Annotated in this window: 12 protein-coding genes, 5 tRNA genes and 1 pseudogene; 13 read left to right on the plus strand and 5 right to left on the minus strand. The window is 65.0% G+C overall.

All coding sequences use genetic code 11. From position 1 onward, the window contains the following. Positions 1-3 precede the first annotated feature (3 nt). Positions 4-2,115: pseudogene (gene tkt, locus BCAL_RS01350) on the minus strand (transketolase). A 351-nt stretch (positions 2,116-2,466) separates the two neighbouring features. On the opposite strand from tkt, the gene hrcA reads away from it, so the two are divergent. Beyond that, positions 2,467-3,639, plus strand: a complete 1,173-nt coding sequence (hrcA, locus tag BCAL_RS01355) for a heat-inducible transcriptional repressor HrcA (protein ID WP_081887169.1) — start codon at positions 2,467-2,469, stop codon at positions 3,637-3,639. Positions 3,640-3,711: 72 nt separating this feature from the next. Next, on the plus strand, positions 3,712-4,866 hold the full coding sequence (gene dnaJ, locus BCAL_RS01360) for a molecular chaperone DnaJ (RefSeq protein ID WP_043163740.1): 1,155 nt from the start codon (positions 3,712-3,714) through the stop codon (positions 4,864-4,866). A gap of 131 nt (positions 4,867-4,997) precedes the next feature. Here the strand turns inward: dnaJ and BCAL_RS01365 are convergent, their stop codons facing one another. Then, positions 4,998-5,918 carry an undecaprenyl-diphosphate phosphatase gene (locus BCAL_RS01365; protein ID WP_043163741.1) on the minus strand — a complete coding sequence of 307 codons (921 nt, stop codon included), beginning with the start codon at positions 5,916-5,918 and terminating at the stop codon, positions 4,998-5,000. A 223-nt stretch (positions 5,919-6,141) separates the two neighbouring features. On the opposite strand from BCAL_RS01365, the gene BCAL_RS01370 reads away from it, so the two are divergent. Then, positions 6,142-6,933, plus strand: a complete 792-nt coding sequence (locus BCAL_RS01370; protein ID WP_043163742.1) for a fructosamine kinase family protein — start codon at positions 6,142-6,144, stop codon at positions 6,931-6,933. A 26-nt stretch (positions 6,934-6,959) separates the two neighbouring features. On the opposite strand, the gene BCAL_RS01375 is transcribed toward BCAL_RS01370, so the two are convergent. Beyond that, on the minus strand, positions 6,960-7,787 hold the full coding sequence (locus BCAL_RS01375; RefSeq protein WP_043163743.1) for a PAC2 family protein: 828 nt from the start codon (positions 7,785-7,787) through the stop codon (positions 6,960-6,962). A gap of 187 nt (positions 7,788-7,974) precedes the next feature. Between BCAL_RS01375 and BCAL_RS01380 the strand changes: the two genes are divergently transcribed. The 7 genes from BCAL_RS01380 (at position 7,975) to BCAL_RS01410 (ending at position 11,317) form a co-directional block, all read left to right on the plus strand. Then, a tRNA-Gly gene (locus BCAL_RS01380) sits at positions 7,975-8,047 on the plus strand. A gap of 29 nt (positions 8,048-8,076) precedes the next feature. Further along, positions 8,077-8,147 (plus strand) — tRNA-Cys (locus BCAL_RS01385). A gap of 42 nt (positions 8,148-8,189) precedes the next feature. Beyond that, positions 8,190-8,261: transfer RNA gene (locus BCAL_RS01390), tRNA-Val, on the plus strand. Between the two features lie 47 nt (positions 8,262-8,308). Next, positions 8,309-8,381, plus strand: a tRNA-Val gene (locus BCAL_RS01395). A gap of 33 nt (positions 8,382-8,414) precedes the next feature. Beyond that, positions 8,415-8,490: transfer RNA gene (locus BCAL_RS01400), tRNA-Gly, on the plus strand. 367 nt (positions 8,491-8,857) lie between these two features. Further along, positions 8,858-9,481, plus strand: coding sequence for a M23 family metallopeptidase (locus BCAL_RS01405; RefSeq protein WP_052118928.1), 624 nt, complete (start codon positions 8,858-8,860; stop codon positions 9,479-9,481). 21 nt (positions 9,482-9,502) lie between these two features. Then, on the plus strand, positions 9,503-11,317 hold the full coding sequence (locus BCAL_RS01410; protein ID WP_043163744.1) for an AMP-dependent synthetase/ligase: 1,815 nt from the start codon (positions 9,503-9,505) through the stop codon (positions 11,315-11,317). Positions 11,318-11,379: 62 nt separating this feature from the next. Here BCAL_RS01410 and BCAL_RS01415 read toward each other — a convergent pair whose 3' ends face one another. Continuing rightward, positions 11,380-13,440 carry an AMP-dependent synthetase/ligase gene (locus BCAL_RS01415; protein WP_043163745.1) on the minus strand — a complete coding sequence of 687 codons (2,061 nt, stop codon included), beginning with the start codon at positions 13,438-13,440 and terminating at the stop codon, positions 11,380-11,382. Positions 13,441-13,654: 214 nt separating this feature from the next. On the opposite strand from BCAL_RS01415, the gene BCAL_RS01420 reads away from it, so the two are divergent. Genes BCAL_RS01420 through BCAL_RS01430 form a run of 3 tightly spaced genes read left to right on the plus strand, consistent with a single transcriptional unit; the run spans position 13,655 to position 16,567 of the window. After that, the gene (locus BCAL_RS01420; RefSeq protein ID WP_043163749.1) at positions 13,655-14,827 is read left to right on the plus strand and encodes an NAD(P) transhydrogenase subunit alpha; all 1,173 of its coding nucleotides are present in this window, start codon (positions 13,655-13,657) and stop codon (positions 14,825-14,827) included. Positions 14,828-14,842: 15 nt separating this feature from the next. After that, positions 14,843-15,142 carry an NAD(P) transhydrogenase subunit alpha part 2 gene (locus BCAL_RS01425; protein WP_043163752.1) on the plus strand — a complete coding sequence of 100 codons (300 nt, stop codon included), beginning with the start codon at positions 14,843-14,845 and terminating at the stop codon, positions 15,140-15,142. Further along, the gene (locus BCAL_RS01430) at positions 15,143-16,567 is read left to right on the plus strand and encodes an NAD(P)(+) transhydrogenase (Re/Si-specific) subunit beta (RefSeq protein ID WP_043163754.1); all 1,425 of its coding nucleotides are present in this window, start codon (positions 15,143-15,145) and stop codon (positions 16,565-16,567) included. Positions 16,568-16,767: 200 nt separating this feature from the next. Here the strand turns inward: BCAL_RS01430 and BCAL_RS01435 are convergent, their stop codons facing one another. Then, positions 16,768-18,660, minus strand: a complete 1,893-nt coding sequence (locus BCAL_RS01435; protein WP_043163756.1) for a sialate O-acetylesterase — start codon at positions 18,658-18,660, stop codon at positions 16,768-16,770. Between the last annotated feature and the right edge of the window lie 68 nt (positions 18,661-18,728).

An 18,728-nucleotide genomic window follows, 5' to 3' on the forward strand; every position in this document is an offset into this window, starting at 1 on the left:
GGGTCACTTGGCGGCTTCGACTTCCGCGATGGAGGCCTTGGCGGCCTCGACCACGTGCTCGGCGGTGATGCCGAGGTCGATCATGTTCTGCGCGCCGTTGCCCTGCAGGCCGAACTGCTCGATGGAGACGGGCTTGCCGTAGGAGCCGAGGTACTTGTACCACGGCATCGCCACGCCGGCCTCGACGGAGACGCGGGCCTTGACGGCGGCCGGAAGCACGGCCTCCTTGTACTCGGCGTCCTGCTCCTCGAACCACTCCATGGACGGCACGGAGACGACGCGGGCCTTGACGCCCTCGTCGGCCAGGGTCTTGGCGGCGGCCACGGCCCACTGGACCTCGGAACCGGAGGCCAGAAGGATGACGTCCGGGGTGCCCTCGGTGTCGACCAGGACGTAGGCGCCTTGCGGACACCGTCCTTGGCCTTGGCGGCGGTCTCGGCGAGCACCGGCACGCCCTGACGGGTCAGCACCATGGCGCCCGGCAGCGTGTTCTTCTTCTCGAAGAAGTAACGGTAGGCCTCGGCGGTCTCGAAGGCGTCCGCCGGGCGGATGACCTCGAGCTGCGGGATGGCGCGGAAGGAGGCCAGGTGCTCGATCGGCTGGTGGGTCGGGCCATCCTCGCCGACGGCGACGGAGTCGTGGGACCAGATGTACAGGTTCGGGATCTCCATGAGGGCGGCCAGACGGACGGCGGAGCGCTCGTAGTCGGAGAACATGAAGAAGGTGCCGCCGAACGGACGGGTGTGGGAGCCCAGCAGGATGCCGTTGGTGATGCAGCCCATGGTGAACTCGCGCACGCCGAAGTGCAGCTGGCGACCGAACTCGTTGCAGTTCGGCCACTGAGCGGTGGCGCACTCGGCCGGGGCGAAGGTGGCGGCGCCCTTGAGGTCGGTCTTGTTGGAGCCGCCGAGGTCGGCGGAGCCGCCCCACAGTTCCGGCATGACGGCCGCGATGGCGTTGAGGACGGAGCCGGAGGCGCCACGGGTGGCGACGCCCTTGCCGACCTCGAAGGTGGCCTCGAGATCATCGATGGCCTTGTCGAAGCCCTCCGGCAGCTCGCCGGCCTTCAGACGGTCGTACAGGGCGGCCTTGTCCGGGTTGGCCTTGCGCCAGGCGTCGAACTTCTCGTCCCATTCCTTGTGGGCCTCGAGGCCGCGCTCGGCGACCTTGCGGGCGTGGGCGAGGGCCTCCTCGTCGACGTGGAAGGACTCCTCCGGGTCGTAGCCGAGGAGCTTCTTGAGGCCGGCGACGGCCTCGGCGCCCAGCTTGGAGCCGTGGGAGGACGGATCGTTGGTCTTGCCCGGGGTCGGCCAGGCGATCAGGGAGTGGACCTTGATGAGCTTCGGCTGGTCCGGAGCGGCGGCCTCGGCCTTGGCGATGACGTCGGCCAGGCCCTCGATGTCCTCCTTGTAGGAGCCATCGGGCTGGATGAAGCTGAACTCGTCGGTGTACCAGCCGTAGGCCTGGAAGCGCTTGAGCACGTCCTCGGCCAGCACCAGGTTGGTGTCGCCCTCGATCTGGATGCGGTTGGCGTCGAAGATCACGGTCAGGTTGCCGAGCTTCTGGTTGGCGGCCAGCGAGGCGGCCTCGCCGGAGATGCCCTCCTCGATGTCGCCCTCACCGCAGATCGCCCAGATCTTGTGGTAGAAGGGGGACTCTTCCTTCGGGGTGTTCGGGTCGAGCAGGCCGCGCTGGAAGCGCTCGCCGTAGGCGAAGCCGATGGCGGAGGCGAAGCCCTGGCCCAGCGGGCCGGTGGTCATCTCGATGCCCGGGGTCAGACCGTACTCCGGGTGGCCCGGGGTGCGGGTGTCCGCGCCGCCGCGGAAGTGCTTGAGGTCGTCCAGGGTCACGCCGTAGCCGGAGAAGTACAGCTGAACGTACTGGGTGAGGGATGCGTGACCGCCCGAAAGGATGAAGCGATCGCGGCCTTCCCAGTTGGGATCGTTCGGATCATGCTTGATGAAGTGCTGGTACAGGGTGTAGGCGACGGGCGCCAGGGAGATGGGGGAACCGGGGTGGCCGGAACCGGCCTTCTCAACCGCGTCGGCCGACAGGACCTTCGCCATCTTGATGGCGCGTTCGTCCAGTTCGGTCTCCTTGAATTCGGTCATGGATTACTTTCCTTCCAATTGGTCGGGCCGCGTATCCGGCTTGTGCCGAGCGCAAGACGCCCTCACATTGCGATGCCTATGTTACCGTCATTTCACGACGTAGTGGTGTGATTTTGGCGTGTTTTGGTAGCTTCTGTTCCGTTAGCGTTCACAGAATGTGCCACTTCGCTGCCGACGAACGCGTTAGCACTCGACATATAGGAGTGCTAATACAATGAATACGTGCGAAAAGGCCATTTTCGACGGCGTGTCGACGCCGGAGGCCGCATTGCATGAAGCGAGATGAATTGTTGATGAACGTTTGTCCGGCGGGCGCGGACCGCTGCCCATCGGGCCGTATCTGAAGGAGGTGCGCATGCCTCAATCGAGGCGCATGCTGGTCCTGCGCGCCGTCGTCGAGGACTACATCCGTTCCCAGGAGCCGGTCGGATCGGGGGCGTTGACCAAACAGCACGATCTCGGGGTGAGCTCGGCCACCGTGCGCAACGACATGGCCGCGCTCGAGGACGAGGGCTATCTGATCCAGCCGCACACCTCGGCCGGCCGCGTCCCCACCGAGAAGGGATACCGATACTTCGTGGACCGGCTCGCCACCGTCGTGCCTCTGTCCAAGGCGCAGCGGCGCGGCATCGACAGCTTCTTGTCCGGATCGGCAAGCCTGCAGGACACCCTGCAGCGGGCCGCACGACTGCTCTCGCAGATCACCGGACAGGTGGCCGTCGTCGCATCGCCGTCGCTCGCCCGCGCCACGCTGCGCCATGTCGAACTGGTGCCCGTGGCCATGAGCACGCTCCTCGCCGTAGTCATCACCGACACCGGACGCGTCGCCCAGCACACGCTTGCCGTCACGACCATGCCCCCGACCGGCGCCCTCAACGACCTCACCGACGCGATCAACGCCGGATGCTCCGGTTCGTCACTGCTCGCCGCCGCCCAGATGGTGCGCGCGCTCGCCAGGGACGCGCGCTTCCGCGACCTCGCCCCGCTGGCCGAGGAACTGGCCGGAGCGTTCACTTCGATGTCCGACGATGAACGCGCCAGCGAACTGTACATGTCCGGCGCCTCCAGGCTCGCGCACCGGCGCACGATGGCCGACCTCGCGCCGCTCTTCGACGCATTGGAGGAACAGGTCGTCCTCATGAAGCTCATGAGCGCGCTGAGCGAGCAGAGCGCGCGCGCCGACGGGGCCGACGGCGTCGGCGTCGCCATCGGATCCGAGACCCACACCCCGGGACTGCTGCACGCCGCGGTCGTCTCCGGCGGATACGGCCACGCCGAATCGGAGCCATCCGCACTTGAGCCGGTACGAAACGAATCCGGCGAACCGGTCGCGTTCGTCGGCTCGATCGGCCCAACCCACATGGACTACGCCGCCACCATCGCCGCCGTGCGCGCGGTGGCCCGATACCTCACCGCCTTCCTCGGCGGCGACGAGCCCGCCGACGGATCCGGGGACGACCCATCCCGATCCGCACCATCCGCATCATCCGGACGGCCGAACGGAACGGACGGCGAACCGGCCTCCTGACCGAGCCTCTGACCGAGCCTTGTGACACAATAACCCGCTAGCAACCAACCAGAATAAAGGACCAAACGAACCGTGGCAGATTACTACGAGGTGCTGGGAGTCGAACGCACCGCGAGCGAAGAGGAAATCAAGAAGGCCTATCGCAAGATGAGTCGCAAATACCATCCAGACATCGCCGGACCCGAGTTCGAGGACAAGTTCAAGGAGGTCAACAACGCCTACGAGGTGCTGCGTGACCCCGACAAGCGGCGCATGTACGATTCCGGCGTCGACCCGAACGATCCCAACGCCGCGGCATCCGGCTTCGGACAGGCCGGCTTCGGCGACATGGGCGACGTGTTCAGCACGTTCTTCGGCGGCGCGTTCGGAGGCGGCGCACAGGGGCCGACGCCGCGCACCCAACCCGGACGCGACGCGCTCGCCAGCATGTCCATCGATCTGAAGACCGCGGTGTTCGGTGGCACCGAACAGGTGCGCATCACCACGTTCGGTCTGTGCCCCGACTGCTCCGGCACCGGATCGGCCGACGGCTCCAAGCCCACGACGTGCCCCGACTGCCACGGCAGCGGCTTCAGGCAGAAGGTCGTGCGCACGATGCTCGGCCAGATGATGACCTCCGCGCCGTGCGAGCGCTGCGAGGGCCACGGGGACATCATCTCCAAGCCGTGCCCCTCGTGCATGGGCCACGGTCGTGTGCGCGTCACGCGCAACGTAGGCGTCAAGGTGCCCGCCGGCATCCGCGACGAATCCCGCATCCGTCTGGCCAATCAGGGCGAGGTCGGCGAGGGCGGCGGCGCGGCCGGCGACCTCTACGTCGACATCCGCATCAAGGCGAACAAGGAGTTCACCCGCGACGGCGACGACCTGCACTGCTGGGTGCGTGTACCGATGAGCTGGGCCGTGCTCGGCCATGATCTCGAGATCGAGACCTTCGACGGGCCGCAGACCGTCTCCGTGCCCGCCGGATGCCAGCCCGAGGACACCGTCACCCTGAAGGGTCTGGGCGTGGCCCGCATGCGCGAGCAGGGCGAGCGTGGCGATCTTGTCGCCCATATCGCCGTGGAGATCCCCACCAAGCTGTCCGACGAGGAACGCGACCTGATCGAACGCTTCGCCTCCTCGCACGACAACGGCGCCACCCATGTGGCGCAGAGCTCGCGTCCCGCCACCGGCGGCGCCTCCGGCAAGAAGGGTTTCTTCTCGAAGCTGAAGGACGCCTTGAGCTGAGCTAAAGCGATTCTGACGATTCCGGACGATAACGAGTGAGGGCCGCATCCCCGCGCGCATTGCGCAACGGGATGCGGCCCTCACTCATGAAAGCATGGTTCACCGCCGGTCATGTCCGGCGGTGAACGTCGTCATCCGGCAACGGACGGATCGATCGCCGGCAGTACGCCGGTCAGCAGCAGAATCGCCACCACGACGGCCAGACCGATGCGGTAGATCGCGAATGCCCTGTAGGAGAACGTCGAGACGAACTTCAGGAAGCCGATGATCACGATGTAGCCGACGAAGAACGCCACGATCGTCGCGGCGATCGTCGGACCCCAGCCCGGCCAGGCCGCGCCACCGATCGCCGCGCACGCGTCGGCGGCCTTGGTTGCGGCGCACTCGTTCACGTCCTTGATCGCGGAGACGGACTCGAGGATGCCCGCGCCGAACACGGCCGGAATGGCCATCAGGAAGCTCACACGCACGGCCGCCTCGCGGGTGTAGCCCATCGCACGGCCGAAGGTGATGGTGCCGCCGGAGCGGGAGACGCCGGGGATCAGGGCGAGCATCTGGCCCACGCCGAAGATGATGGCGTCCTTGACGGTCATCTGGCTCATCGACTTGACCTGCTTGGCGCGCGAATCGAAGATCCACAGCAGCACGCCGAACACGGCGAGCACGGTCACTGTGATCCACAGGTTACGCAGCGTGGTCTCGATGACGTCCTTGAACAGCAGGCCCGCGATCAGGATCGGCATGGTGCCGATGATGATGAACCAGCCCATCTGCGTATCCGGGTTCTTGGCGCCCAGACGCGATTTGAGATCCGTGCCCTCCTTGCCGAACAGCGAACCGAACCATGCGCCGAGAATGCGGATGATGTCACGGCGGTAGTACAGAATCACGGCCAGCTCGGTGCCGATCTGGATGATGGCGGTGAATGCGGCGCCCGGATCGGAGCCGATCATCAGATCTCCGATGATGCGGATGTGCGCGCTGGAGGAGACCGGCAGATATTCGGTCAACGCCTGGACGAGACCGAGGAAAATCGCCTGAAAGAAATTCATATCCCTTTACTTACCTTCTATGATCTTCGGGCAAATCGTCAATTGCGTTGTCCACTGTACTCATTGGGGGCTAAGACCACGCTCACGACGGGGGGTATATGTGGATATCTTGCACAAAGCACACATTGGAGCCGACTATCGTGGAATGCGGAACGCGGCATGGTCGTCGTCACGCACTGCGCGGCCATGGAGAAGCGTAACAGCAGCATTGAAAGGAGTCGTCATGGACACGTATCGCAAAAGCAGGGCCTTCAGTCCGAAGGGATTCTTCGAATGCGAGGGCAGGGGACTGCAATGGCTCGGCGAGGCGATGGAGCAGGGCGGCCCCCGGGTCGTCAAGGTGATCGGCTGGGGTGACGACCATCTCGACATCGAACGCGTGCATTCGGCGATGCCGACCGTCAAGGCCGCGCACGACTTCGGCGCGGCGCTGGCTCGGATGCATGACGCCGGCGCACCACACTTCGGTTCGGCTCCGGCCGGCTACGAAGGCACCTGCTACTTCGGACCGCTGCAGGACCCGGTGCCGATGGACACCGGCACGTGGGACGACCCCGCCACCTACTTCGCCGAGGGGCGGCTTCTGCCGATGGTCGAGCTCGGCATGCGCCGTGGCGAACTCGACAGGCATGACATGGAACTGACCGAACGCGTCATCGATGCGCTGCCCGATCTGCTGGGGCGCGCCGCGAACGACAAGCCGGCGCGTGTGCACGGCGACCTGTGGAGCGGCAACGTGATGTGGACCGCGGATCGTGGATACAGCGAGGCGGTGCTCATCGACCCGGCGGCACACGGCGGGCACCGCGAGGAGGATCTCGCCATGCTGGGTCTGTTCGGCATGACCTATCTGCGTGACATCCTCGACGGCTACCAGTCCGTGCATCCGCTCAAGGCCGGATGGGAGGAGCGCATGACGCTGTGGCGTCTGTATCCGATCGCCGGGCACTGCGTGTTCTTCGGCGGAGGATACGTGAGCGAATATCGCTCGATGTGCCGTTCGCTGCTCGGATGATCAGAACCTCTGATCAGAGGTTCTGATCAGAGGTTCTTGAGGAAGTCCTCGGCTTCCTTGACCAGTTGTTCGGCCTGGGCGGGGTTGGCGGCGGCGGTCCGGCGGGCCTCCTCGGCGGCGTCCCAGTCCCGCTCGAGGTGATGCACGTACTCGGCGAGCTGGTCGCTGCAGTGCAGCAGCATCGACGCCTTGGCCTCCCAGACGCGGGTCTCGGCCTCCAGATCGCCGGGATCGAACGTAAGGCCCAACTCGTCGCCCAGGCGATCGAGCAGCGCCAGCGTGGCCTTCGGGCAATCGTCGTTGCCGGTGTACTGGGGGATGGACGCCCACAGGGACGTGGTGTCGAACGACTGCTCGCGGGCCATGTCGTCGAGCACCGTGGGGATGCCGACCGGACCCGTATAGCCCTCCGAGGGGTTCTCGACCTCGAGATCGTGGGAGACGTCCACCGGCACCGGACGCGTATGCGGGCAGTTGGCGAACATCGAGCCGAGCGTCACGATATGGTCTACGTCGAGCTCGTCGGCGATATGCAGGCTCTGACGGCAGTATTCGCGCCACCGGTAGTTGGGCTCGGGCGCGATCTGCGCGAAGATGCGGCGCGTGGGGGAGAGGGTGATCTCGTAGAACGTGGTCTGCGGCCATATGATGCGCGGTGAGCCGAGTGCCCGGCAGAGCATCGGGCGCGACACCTGATAGTCGTAGTAGCCGTCGCAGCTGATGTGCCTGATCTCGCGGGCGTCGTACCGGTCCACCAGATGACGGACCGCGTTCGTGGCGGCCTGGCATGCGTCATTCCAACCTTCGAATGCCGCGATCAGCACATTCGGATGTTCGTCTCGTTCTTCGCTCATATCTCCTACAGTAACCGGCGAATATGTCGGAAAGGGCGGTTTCATGCGGTTTTCGCCGTGGGCGTTCCCGCATGCTCCCGACCTGTTCTCCTGCCGATCAGGAGCGCGACACGCCGTGCTTGCAAAACAGAAGGATGTCGTTATAGTAGTTACTCGTGCTTCGGCGGGAACAACCGCTGGAAATCACGCGGACATAGCTTAGTTGGTAAAGCGCAACCTTGCCAAGGTTGAGACCGCGGGTTCGAGTCCCGTTGTCCGCTCTAAGGTCCGAAGAGTTGACGAACCTTACGGTGGGTTAGCCAAGCGGTTAGGCAGCGGCCTGCAAAGCCGTATAGACGAGTTCGACTCTCGTACCCACCTCTCGGACGGCTGATGCGCATCAGCCGAATGACATGCAGGCCCGGGCGGTTGGCGCAGTGGTAGCGCACTTCCCTGACACGGAAGGGGTCACAAGTTCGAATCTTGTATCGCCCACGAAATCGGAGCAATCCGGTGGATATAACTGAATACCGAATTTTTTCGGGCGATTGGCGCAGCGGCTAGCGCACTTCGTTCACACCGAAGGGGTCGTAGGTTCGATTCCTACATCGCCCACTGGAATCCCGCTTCTCACGGCGGGAATCCTATGCGGACATAGCTTAGTTGGTAAAGCGCAACCTTGCCAAGGTTGAGACCGCGGGTTCGAGTCCCGTTGTCCGCTCCATCATTACCCCGCTTTGAGCGGGTTTTTCTGTTTGCGCAGAGTTCTGTTTGTGAAGATTTTCGCAGGTTTCATCCACATTCTCCGTTCGACTGGATTCCTCCCGGTCTTCGTGTGCATCGTGGACGGGACCATCCATCGATGGGGACCATCCATCACGTGGCAAAGGAGCCCGATTATGAACACCATGAACCCACTGCGTCGTATATACGACGCATGCAAGGCATATATGACGCAAGCAGGTCGCGATCGTCGCGATCGTAGAGGTCGATCGGATGAGAGGAACGACGAACGTCGACGCCGCGGAGAACGTCGGTATCACGGATCCGGTCCGAATCACGGTCCCGGTGAAGGAGGCAATGGAGGAGGCATGGGCCCCAGACGACGTCTCATGGCGGCGATGCTGACGGCAACGGGGATGATGACGCTGATGATGACGACGATCCCGGCCGGCGAGATCGCACTGGCGAATGCGGCATCATCCGGCATGTCATCCGGCAACGGCGATGACAACGGCGATGACGTCGGCGGCTCCATGGGTGCGTGCCGCGTTGGTATGGCCTGGCCGTTGGAAGCGCCCGTAGCCGTCGCCCCGTTCGACGCTCCCGACAGCCCATGGCTCGCCGGACATCGCGGCATCGATCTTGAGGCTCAGGAGGGGGATCGGCTGATCGCCCCGGCGCGGGGCGTCATCGCGTTCGCCGGCCAGGTCGCCGGCAAGCAGGTGGTCAGCATCCGCACCGACGACGGCCTCATCCTCACCTTCGAACCGGCGTCCACCGATCTGCCGGTCGGCACGGAGGTGACCCGCGGTGAGCCGTTCGGTCAGGTGGCGGTGGCGTCGGACCATTGCCATGACGGCTGTCTGCACTGGGGTGTTCGTCGAGGCAGACGCGACTATCTCGATCCGCAGCCGTTGACGGGCAGGCGACGCATCGGTCTCAAACCGGCCGTCCTTCCGTCGGGCTGGCTACAATCGGGGACGAAGCATTAGGTACAACTCGTAGGGGAGCATATGATCAAGGAATACCTGCGGCCGTTGGAACAGCCGATCGACACCGACGGCAATCTGTTCTCGATCCTCGATGACCGTGCCGCGCGTACGCCGGACAAGTCGCTCGTCGAATACAAGGATCCGAAGACCGGTGAATGGAAGTCGTTCACCGCCGTCGAATTCCGCGACAAGGTCATCGCCCTGGCCAAGGGACTGATCGCGCGCGGCGTCATGCCCGGCGACTGCGTGTCCGTGATCTCCAAGACCCGTTGGGAGTGGACCGCGCTCGACATGGCCATCATGTCCATCGGCGCGCTCACCGTGCCGGTGTACGAGACCAACTCGTCCGTGCAGGTGAGCACGATCTTCAACGATTCCAATGTGAAGATGGCCTTCGCCGAGAACGACATGCAGCGCGACAAGATCGAATCCGTGCGTGATCGCTGCCCGGATCTGGGTGACGTGTACGTCATCGACTTCGGTGCGCTCGACACCATCGAGGAGTACGGCAGGACCGTCACCGACGCGGAGTTCCGCGAACGCGAGCAGGCGGTGCGCGGCACCGATCTGGCGACCATCGTGTACACGTCCGGATCCACCGGAACGCCGAAGGGCATCGAGCTGAGCCATGGCAACTTCCTGTTCATCACCTACTCCGGCGTGCGTTCGATGCCGGACATCGCGATGCCGGAATACGCGCGTCTGTGGCTGTTCCTGCCGCTTGCGCACGTCTTCGCCCGGTACATGCAGTTCTTCTGCTTCGCCGGCAACGTCACGCTGGGCCTGTCCGGCAACCTGAAGACGATCCTGGCCGACTTCGCCGCATTCAAGCCGACGTTCATCCTCGCCGTGCCGCGCATCTTCGAGAAGATCTACAACGCCGCCTCGCAGAAGGCAGGCGCGGGTCTCAAGGGCCGCATCTTCGCGGGCGCCACCGGCGTTGCGCGTGAGTGGAGCGTCGCCCAGCAGTCCGGGGACCCGATCCCGTTCTGGCTGGGCGTCAGGCATGCGGCGTACTCCAAGCTCGTCTACAAGTCGATCATGCAGGTGTTCGGCGGCCACGTCGAATACGCGGTGTGCGGCGGCGCTCCGCTCGACAAGTCGATCGCGCACTTCTTCAACGGCATCGGCCTGCCGCTGCTCGAGGGCTATGGCATGACCGAGACCTGCGCGCCGGCCTCCGTCAATCCGACCTCCGGCTATAGGATCGGCACGATCGGCCTGCCGATGCAGGGCACCGCGGTCGGCATCGCCGAGGACGGCGAATTGTGCATCAAGAGTCCCGCCGTGTGCGTCGGCTACCATAACCATCCGGAGATCACCGCACAGCAGATCGTCGACGGATGGCTGCACACCGGTGACCTGGGCTCGCTCGACGATGACGGCTTCGTCACCGTGACCGGACGCAAGAAGGACCTCATCATCACGGCCGGCGGCAAGAACGTCAGCCCCGGCGAACTCGAGGCGTCGGTGATGACCTCGCCGGTCGTCAACCAATGCGTGGTCGTCGGCGACCGCAAGCCGTTCATCGCCGCGATCATCGCACTCGATCTGGCCGAGACGAACGCGTGGCTGGAATCGCAGGGAGCCGCACCGTGCAGGGATCTGGCCGAGGCCTCGAGGAACCCGATCGTGCACGCGGAGGTCGAACGTGCCGTCAACCAGGCGGACGAGCTGGTCTCCCGCGCGGAATCGATCCGCAAGTTCGAGATCGTGCCCGACGACTTCACCGAGGACAACGGTCTGGTCACCGCGTCGATGAAGGCCCGCCGCGAGGCGATCACCGAACGCTACCGCGACCTCATCGACAACGTGATCTACGCCGGCAAGCGCTGAATCGCAACAATAAAGCCCCCTCGTTACGAGGGGGGCTTCGTCGTATGGAAGGCCGTCAGCCGTCACTGACGCGGGGCGGTCTTCTTCGTGTACATCTGCGTGGCGAGCAGTGTGGCGTAGCGCTTGATCACCTTCGGACGGATGACCTTCAGAGACGCGGTCATCAGCCCGTTCTCCTGCGTGAACTCCTCGGGCAGGATGATGAACTTGCGCACGGACTCGGCGCGGGAGACTCCCTCGTTGGCCTGATCGACCCACTTCTGCACTTCGGCGCGCACGGCCGCGTTGTTGGCCGCGTCCTCCATCGACATGTTGCGGTCCAGTCCCTTGGCCTCGAGCCACGGGCGCAGCGTCTCCTCGTCAAGCGTGATCAGCGCGGAGATGAACGGACGCTTGTCGCCCAGCACCAGCGCCTGCGAGACGATCTCGCAACGCTGGATGACCTCCTCGATCGGACCGGGCGCCACGTTCTTGCCGCCGGCGGTGATGATGAGATCCTTCTTGCGTCCGGTGATGTACAGGAAGCCGTCGTTGTCGAGTCGGCCCAGATCGCCGGTCATATGCCAGCCGTCCGGCGTGAACGCGTTCTCGGTGGCCTCGTCGTTCTTGTGGTAGCGATGGAACACCACCGGGCCGGCCACCTGAATCTCGCCGTCCTCGGCGATGCGAAGCCTGAAGCTCGGGAACGGAATGCCGACCGAACCCTCGTGGAACGGCACGCCCAGCGGGTTGAACGCGCACGGGGCGGTCGTCTCGGTCAGACCGTAGCCCTCGTACACCGGCACGTTCGCGCCGCGGAAGAAGGCGAGCAGCTCGGGGTCGAGCGGCGCGCCGCCGGTGACGATCCAGCGCATGCGTCCGCCGAGCACCTCGCGCAGCGACTTGTAGACGATCGGGTCGAAGGAGGAGCGGCGCATCGCGGTGAGCGCACCGGCCTTGCCGTTCTCGCTGACCTCCTTCATGTACTTCTGCGCGGAGGTCACGGCGGCGGCGAACAGCATGCCCTTGGCACCGTGTCCAGCCTTCTGCGAGGCCGCGTTGTACACCTTCTCCAGCACGCGCGGCACGACGATCATCACGGTGGGCCTGGCGACCTGAAGATCGGTGAGCAGCGTCTTGATGCCGGTGGCGATGTAGATGCGCAGGTCGCTGGCCACGCAGATGTAGTTGATCGCACGGGCGAACGTGTGCGCCTGCGGCAGGAAGAGCAGGATGGATCCGTGCTTGTCGTTCTTGAGCAGGTCGGGCATGTAGTCGCGCAGATTGAACGCATCGGTGCAGTAGTTCTCGTGGGTCATCTCGACGCCCTTCGGGGCGGAGGTGGATCCGGAGGTGTAGATGATCGAGCACAGGTCGGTCTTGCGCAGGGAGTCGATGCGCTCGTCGAGCTCCTCGTCGCTCACCGAATCGCCGTATGCGGCGATCTCGTCGAGGCCGCCGGTCTCGATGCATACGATCTGCTCGAGCGAGGGGCAGTCCTCGATCGCCCCGTCCGCCTTGTCGCGCATCGCCGTGTCCTGGACGATGAGCAGACGGGCGTCGGAGTTGTTGACGATGTTGCGGATCTGTTCGGCCGAATCGGTGTCGTAGATGGAGGCGAGCACGCCGCCGCACGCCATGATCGCCGCGTCGGCCAGATCCCACTCGTAGGAGGTGCGGCACATGAACGCGACCGCATCGCCCTTCTTCAATCCGTAGTGCAGCAGGCCCTTGGCCACTTTGCGCACTTCGACGAGGAACTCGTTGGCGGTCTTCGAGACCCACTCACCGTTTTCCTTGTACGTGTACAGCGGCTCGTCGCCCATGCGGCGCGCACGGTCCTCGTAGATGCTGTAGATCGTCGTGTGATCGTCGAGCGGCGGATTGCCGGCGGTCTCGGAGGTGAGCAGACCGGTCTTCTCGTCGATGAAGGTGGTGGTCGGGTATCCCGGGCCCCACTCGTCGGTGTGCGGCAGGGTGATGTTCTTCTCGCGGGAGATGCCCTCCTGGGCCTCGTCCTCGGAGACGTAGTCGGGCTCCATACCCGAATCGTCACCCACCGGGTGCACGAAATCGGTGCCGAGACGCAACGCCTTCCGCGTGATGTTCGTGGTCTGCTGTTTCAACGTGGAGAAAACCGACACGTGACGCTCCTTGCCAATGCTGCTATGTCCTGTCTCAACCAAGCCAGTGTAGCCGTCACGTCGCGACACGTCACCTTACGGTAGCGTAGGGAAAACGCCGGTGGGAAGCCCGTTTGACGGATGATATCCGGGCGCGGCGCGCTTTTTCGATTACACTGGTCGGCGTATGGCCAGTTATGGTGCTGGTCTAAAGCTAATGTCAGAAAGGGCTCTCATGGCTGGAAGCAAGGAAGCCACGGTGGCTTTCGGTGTGCTCAGCGAGACGTCGGATGTCGAATCCCGTGTCGCGCTGACCCCGGATATCGTCACCAGACTAGGGCGGAGCGGGGTCTCCTGCCTGATCGAAGGCGGCGCTGGCGCCGCCGCGCACTACACGGATGACGACTACACGAAGGCGGGAGCGACCGTCGCGACGCGGGACGAGGTGATCGCCGGAGCGGATGCGCTCGGATTCGTCGACAGGCCCGACGCCGATACGCTCGCCAAACTTCGTAAGGGGCAGTGGGTGATCGGTATGCTCGGCTCGTTCACCGACGCCGAATACGTCGCCGCGCTCGAGGACGCGGGTCTCGTCGGCGTCGCCATGGAGAGACTGCCCCGCCAGCTCTCAAGCGCGCAGTCGATGGACGAGATGACCTCCCAGAACTCGGTGATGGGCTACAAGGCCGCGATCCTCGCCGCCGACGCCTACGGCTCGTTCCTGCCGATGATGACCACCGCCGCGGGAACGATACGACCGGCCAAGGCGCTCGTACTCGGCGCCGGCATCGCCGGTCTGCAGGCCATCGGCACGCTGCGCCGTCTCGGCGCGGTCGTCACCGCCTACGACGTGCGCCCCGCCTCCAAGAGCGAGGTCGAATCGCTGGGTGCGAAGTTCCTCGATCTGGGACTCGACTTCTCCAAGGGGCAGGGCGAAGGCGGCTACGCGCGTGCCCTGACGCCCGAGGAGCAAGCGCAGCAGCAGGCCGCCGTCGATGAGAAGGCCGCCGGCTTCGACATCGTCATCACCACCGCGAAGGTTCCGGGCAGGAAGCCTCCGGTCCTGCTCACCAAGGCCGGCGTCGACGGGCTCAAGCGTGGTGCCGTCATCGTCGACTGCGCGGCCTCCGATCTCGGCGGCAACGTCGAGGGATCCGCGGTCGGCACGCACGTGACCGACGGGGGAGTCACCATCATCGGCGCCCCCTATTTGGCTTCGGGAGTGGCGACCACCGCCTCCAACCTGCTCTCTCGTAACGTGGCCGACGTGCTCGCCCACTTCGTGCGCGACGGCAGACTCGCGCAGGACCTTAATGAGGAGCTGGATTCCGCGCTGATCGTGGCGGGACGCGCCGAGGCGCCGACGCCCACGGCGTCCGGAGCGTCCGCGGCGGAAGAGAAGAAGTAAAGGAAGGGAATAAGGATGCCTACGCTCGTCGTTTCCATCACACTGTTCGTACTCGCCCTGCTCATCGGCATCGAGGTGATCGGCAAGGTGCCCGCCACCCTGCATACGCCGCTCATGTCCGGAGCGAACTCCATCCACGGCATCGTCATCGTCGGCGTCGTGATCGTCGCCGCCGAGGCCAACTCGCCGCTCGCCTACGCGTTCATCTTCCTCGCCGCTGTACTCGGCACGATGAACGTCGTCGGCGGCTACGTGGTCACCGATCGCATGCTCGAGATGTTCAAGTCCAACAAGAAGAAGGGGGAGGAGAAGTAAATGGCCTCCGCAACCGTGGGAACCATCGACATCGTCGCATGGTTCGTCTATCTGTTCTCCGCCGTCATGTTCGTGGTGGGTCTGCACTTCATGAACTCGCCCAAGACCGCGCGCAAGGGCAACCAGATCTCCGCGTTCGGCATGGTCGTCGCCGTGCTCATGGCGTTCATCGTGCTGTTCGCCAAGGGCTTCATCAACACGATCGCCGTCGTCGTGCTCGTCGTCGGCATCGCCATCGGCGCGATCGCCGGCGTCGTGTCCGCCAAGAAGGTCAAGATGACCGATATGCCGCAGCTCGTCTCCGTGTTCAACACGGTCGGCGGCGGCGCGGCCGCCCTCGTGGCCCTGAACGACATCCTCACCAAGGAGGGGCTGCCGGACATCGTGGTGCTCATCACCGCGGGCCTGGGCATCCTCATCGGCTCCGTGACGTTCACCGGCTCGCTCATCGCCGCCGGCAAGCTGCAGGGCATCAGGTGGGTCAAGAAGCTCGCCCTGCCCGGCAAGGGCGTATGGAACGTGCTGTTCGCCGTGCTGTCCATCGCCGCGCTCGTCATGCTGTGCGTCCAGCCCGAGCAGCGACTCCTGTGGTCGATTCTGACCACCGTGTTCGCCCTCGCCTACGGTCTGGTGTTCGTCATCCCGATCGGCGGCGCCGACATGCCCGTCGTCATCTCCGTGCTCAACGCCTGCACCGGTACGGCTGTGGCCATGTCCGGCCTCGCCATCGACAACGTGGCTCTGATCGTCGCCGGTGCGCTCGTCGGCTCGGCCGGCGTGACCCTGTCCATCCTCATGGCCCAGGCCATGAACCGTCCGCTGATCTCCGTCCTCGCCGGCGGCTTCGGCGGTGGCTCGGGTGCCGCGGCCGCGGGCGAGGGCCCCGAGGGCACGATGAAGGAGACCTCGCCGGACGACCTCGCCGTCCAGCTCGTCTACGCCGAGAAGGTCATCTTCGTGCCGGGCTTCGGCCTCGCCCAGGCGCAGGCCCAGCGCGAGCTCGCCGACCTCGGCGAGCTGCTCAAGGCCCACGGCGTCGAGGTCTCCTACGCGATCCACCCGGTGGCCGGCCGTATGCCGGGCCACATGAACGTGCTGCTCGCCGAGGCCAACGTGCCCTACGAGGAGCTGGTGGACCTCGAGGAGATCAACCCGCAGTTCCCGCAGGCCAATGTGGCCCTGGTCGTCGGCGCGAACGATGTGACCAACCCGGCCGCACGCCGCCCCGGCACCCCGGTCTCCGGCATGCCGATCCTCGACGTGGACAAGGCGCAGAACGTGGTCGTCATGAAGCGCGGCCGCGGCATGGGCTACGCCGGCATCCAGAACGAGCTCTACTTCGAGGACAACACGCAGATGCTGTTCGGCGACGCGAAGAAGAGCCTGCAGGCCGTCATCGCCGCCGTCAAGGAACTGCTGGCGTAGGGGAGGCTGGGCGCGTCCTGCGTGCCGTATCAGATTCGAAGCATGCGGCTTCATCTGCGTGCGGCACACAGACGCGTGCATCAATGCCATGCTTTCTCCCACTCGTGGGACTCAAGCGGGACTCAACGCGACTGCAGCCGGATTCGGTGTTGAGTCCCACGGAATACCAAATGAGGCTAGAGAAATAGACCGGTAGTCGATCACAGCGTGTGGCGGAACGGGGGAGCGGGGAGGGCGTCGCCGTTGAACAGTGGAGCGGGACCCCAACTGCGCCACGCGTAGCGCACCTGCGTGGGTCGGTCCCCCTGCTCGGTTCGCACGGTGACGGTGCCGTGCTCGGCGTCGATGGTCGCCTCGGCCGGATGGAAGTCGCCGTCGGTGCCCGCCAATTCGAAGCCGGATTCCGCTGCATCACGGTGGAATCGGGAACACGTATCGCCCATATCCGCCCCGACTTCGGCCGTATTCGACGCCGCCGGTGCGGTGATGGCGATGTCGTGTCTGAATGTGCCCGGCACGGTGCCGTCGAAATGCAGTCCTGCGGCGTGACCGTAGTGCAACGTCACCGCTGCGCCCTCGCCTTTGCCGTCATGCGCGGCGCTGCCGCTTGCGTCGTCGGTCTCGGCCGCGGCGTGCACGACGACGGACGTGACCTCCGGTCCATCGACGGCGATGTCGCCGCGGTCGTATACGTCGTGCAGCGCGCAATCGGCCAGACGCTCGCCCGGCGTGCGCTTGTCGGTGGGGTGGAGATTGTCGAACTCGCCACAGTCAATCAACGTGATCATGGACACGTCTGCGATCGTGCGCGCCGCGTCTTGCTGTGCCTCGCGGATCAGCGGCCAACGTAGCGGGTCATTGCCGGCCTCGGCCGTCGCCTTGTCGATCCACTGCGGCAACTGCACGATAAGGAACGGCAGCGGCTTGCCGTTCGCGCTCCCCGCATCCGATCCCGCGCCGGGAACCGTCCACAGCCCACGCCATTCGTCGATGAGCATGCCCAGCAGATGACGGTAGCTTTCAGGACAACCCTCATCCGACTCGCCCTGATACCACAGGAATCCCGCAATGCCATACGGCGCGACTCGCTCGACCATCGTGCCGTACGCGCCGGTCGGACGCCACTGTGAGGTCGGCGTTTCCGGCGGCGGCCACGGGCATTCACCGTACTGCGCGGTCAACTTTTCCCACGCCACACCCGGGTCCGCCTTGCGCGCCGTGTCGATGTCGTGGTTCCACTGGTCGAACTTCGTCTGCCACTCCTCGGTTTCGGCCCGGAACTGCTCGTCCGTTTTGCCTGCGATCGCCGCGTCGAACCGCTCCAGATAGTCGCGTCCGGCTTTGCACTGTTCCACGCTCGATCGACTCATCCACGCCGTGATCGACGTGCCGCCGATATAGCAGTCCACAATGCCCACCGGCACGTTTGGGCCGAGTTCGGCGCGCAGCTTCCGCGCGAAGTAGTAGCCGATCGCGGACATCGACCCGCTGGTATCCGGTCCGGCGACCTGCCAGCGGGCGTGACGCTCGAGCTCCTCGCTGACGACACCGGTTTTCGGCGTGTTGTAGAAGCGCAGCAGCGGGTCGGTGCTCGCGGCGATGGCCGCGTCCGCGCCTGCGCTGGAGTGCAGTTCGAGCTCCATGTTGCTTTGTCCGCCGGCGAGCCACACTTCGCCCACGACCACGCGACGGTAGACGAGCGTCACGTGGTCGCCCGACGAGGTGATTTCCAGCCGGTACGGCCCGCTTGCCTCCACCGCGGGCAGCAGCGCCAGCCAGTCGCCGTGTGCGTTGACGACGGAGGTCGCTTCGGCAACGCACACGGCGGCCGTCCCGGCAACGTCAGTTGCTGCCGACTCGCCCGGTTCCTCCTCGGTCAGCCGCACACGCACGTCGATGCCGGGCTTACCGGTGCCGAATACGGGGATCGGGCGTCGTCGTTGCAGTACCATGTCATGCGAGAAGATGGCAGCGGCGCGCAACGCGTCCGTGCCCAGCGGTTTCGCGTCGTTCGCCGCGTCGCCGTGATCGTTTAATCCGGAAAGGTTGGCGCCGGGCGCAGGCCCGGTGACCAGAACAGTGGTTTCGGTCATGATGATCCTTAGAGGATGGGTAGGGTGTGATTGGTTGATGTGGAGTATCTGTCGTTCAGTCCGGCCCG

Source organism: Bifidobacterium callitrichos DSM 23973 (assembly GCF_000741175.1).
Classification (GTDB): Bacteria; Actinomycetota; Actinomycetes; order Actinomycetales; family Bifidobacteriaceae; genus Bifidobacterium; species Bifidobacterium callitrichos.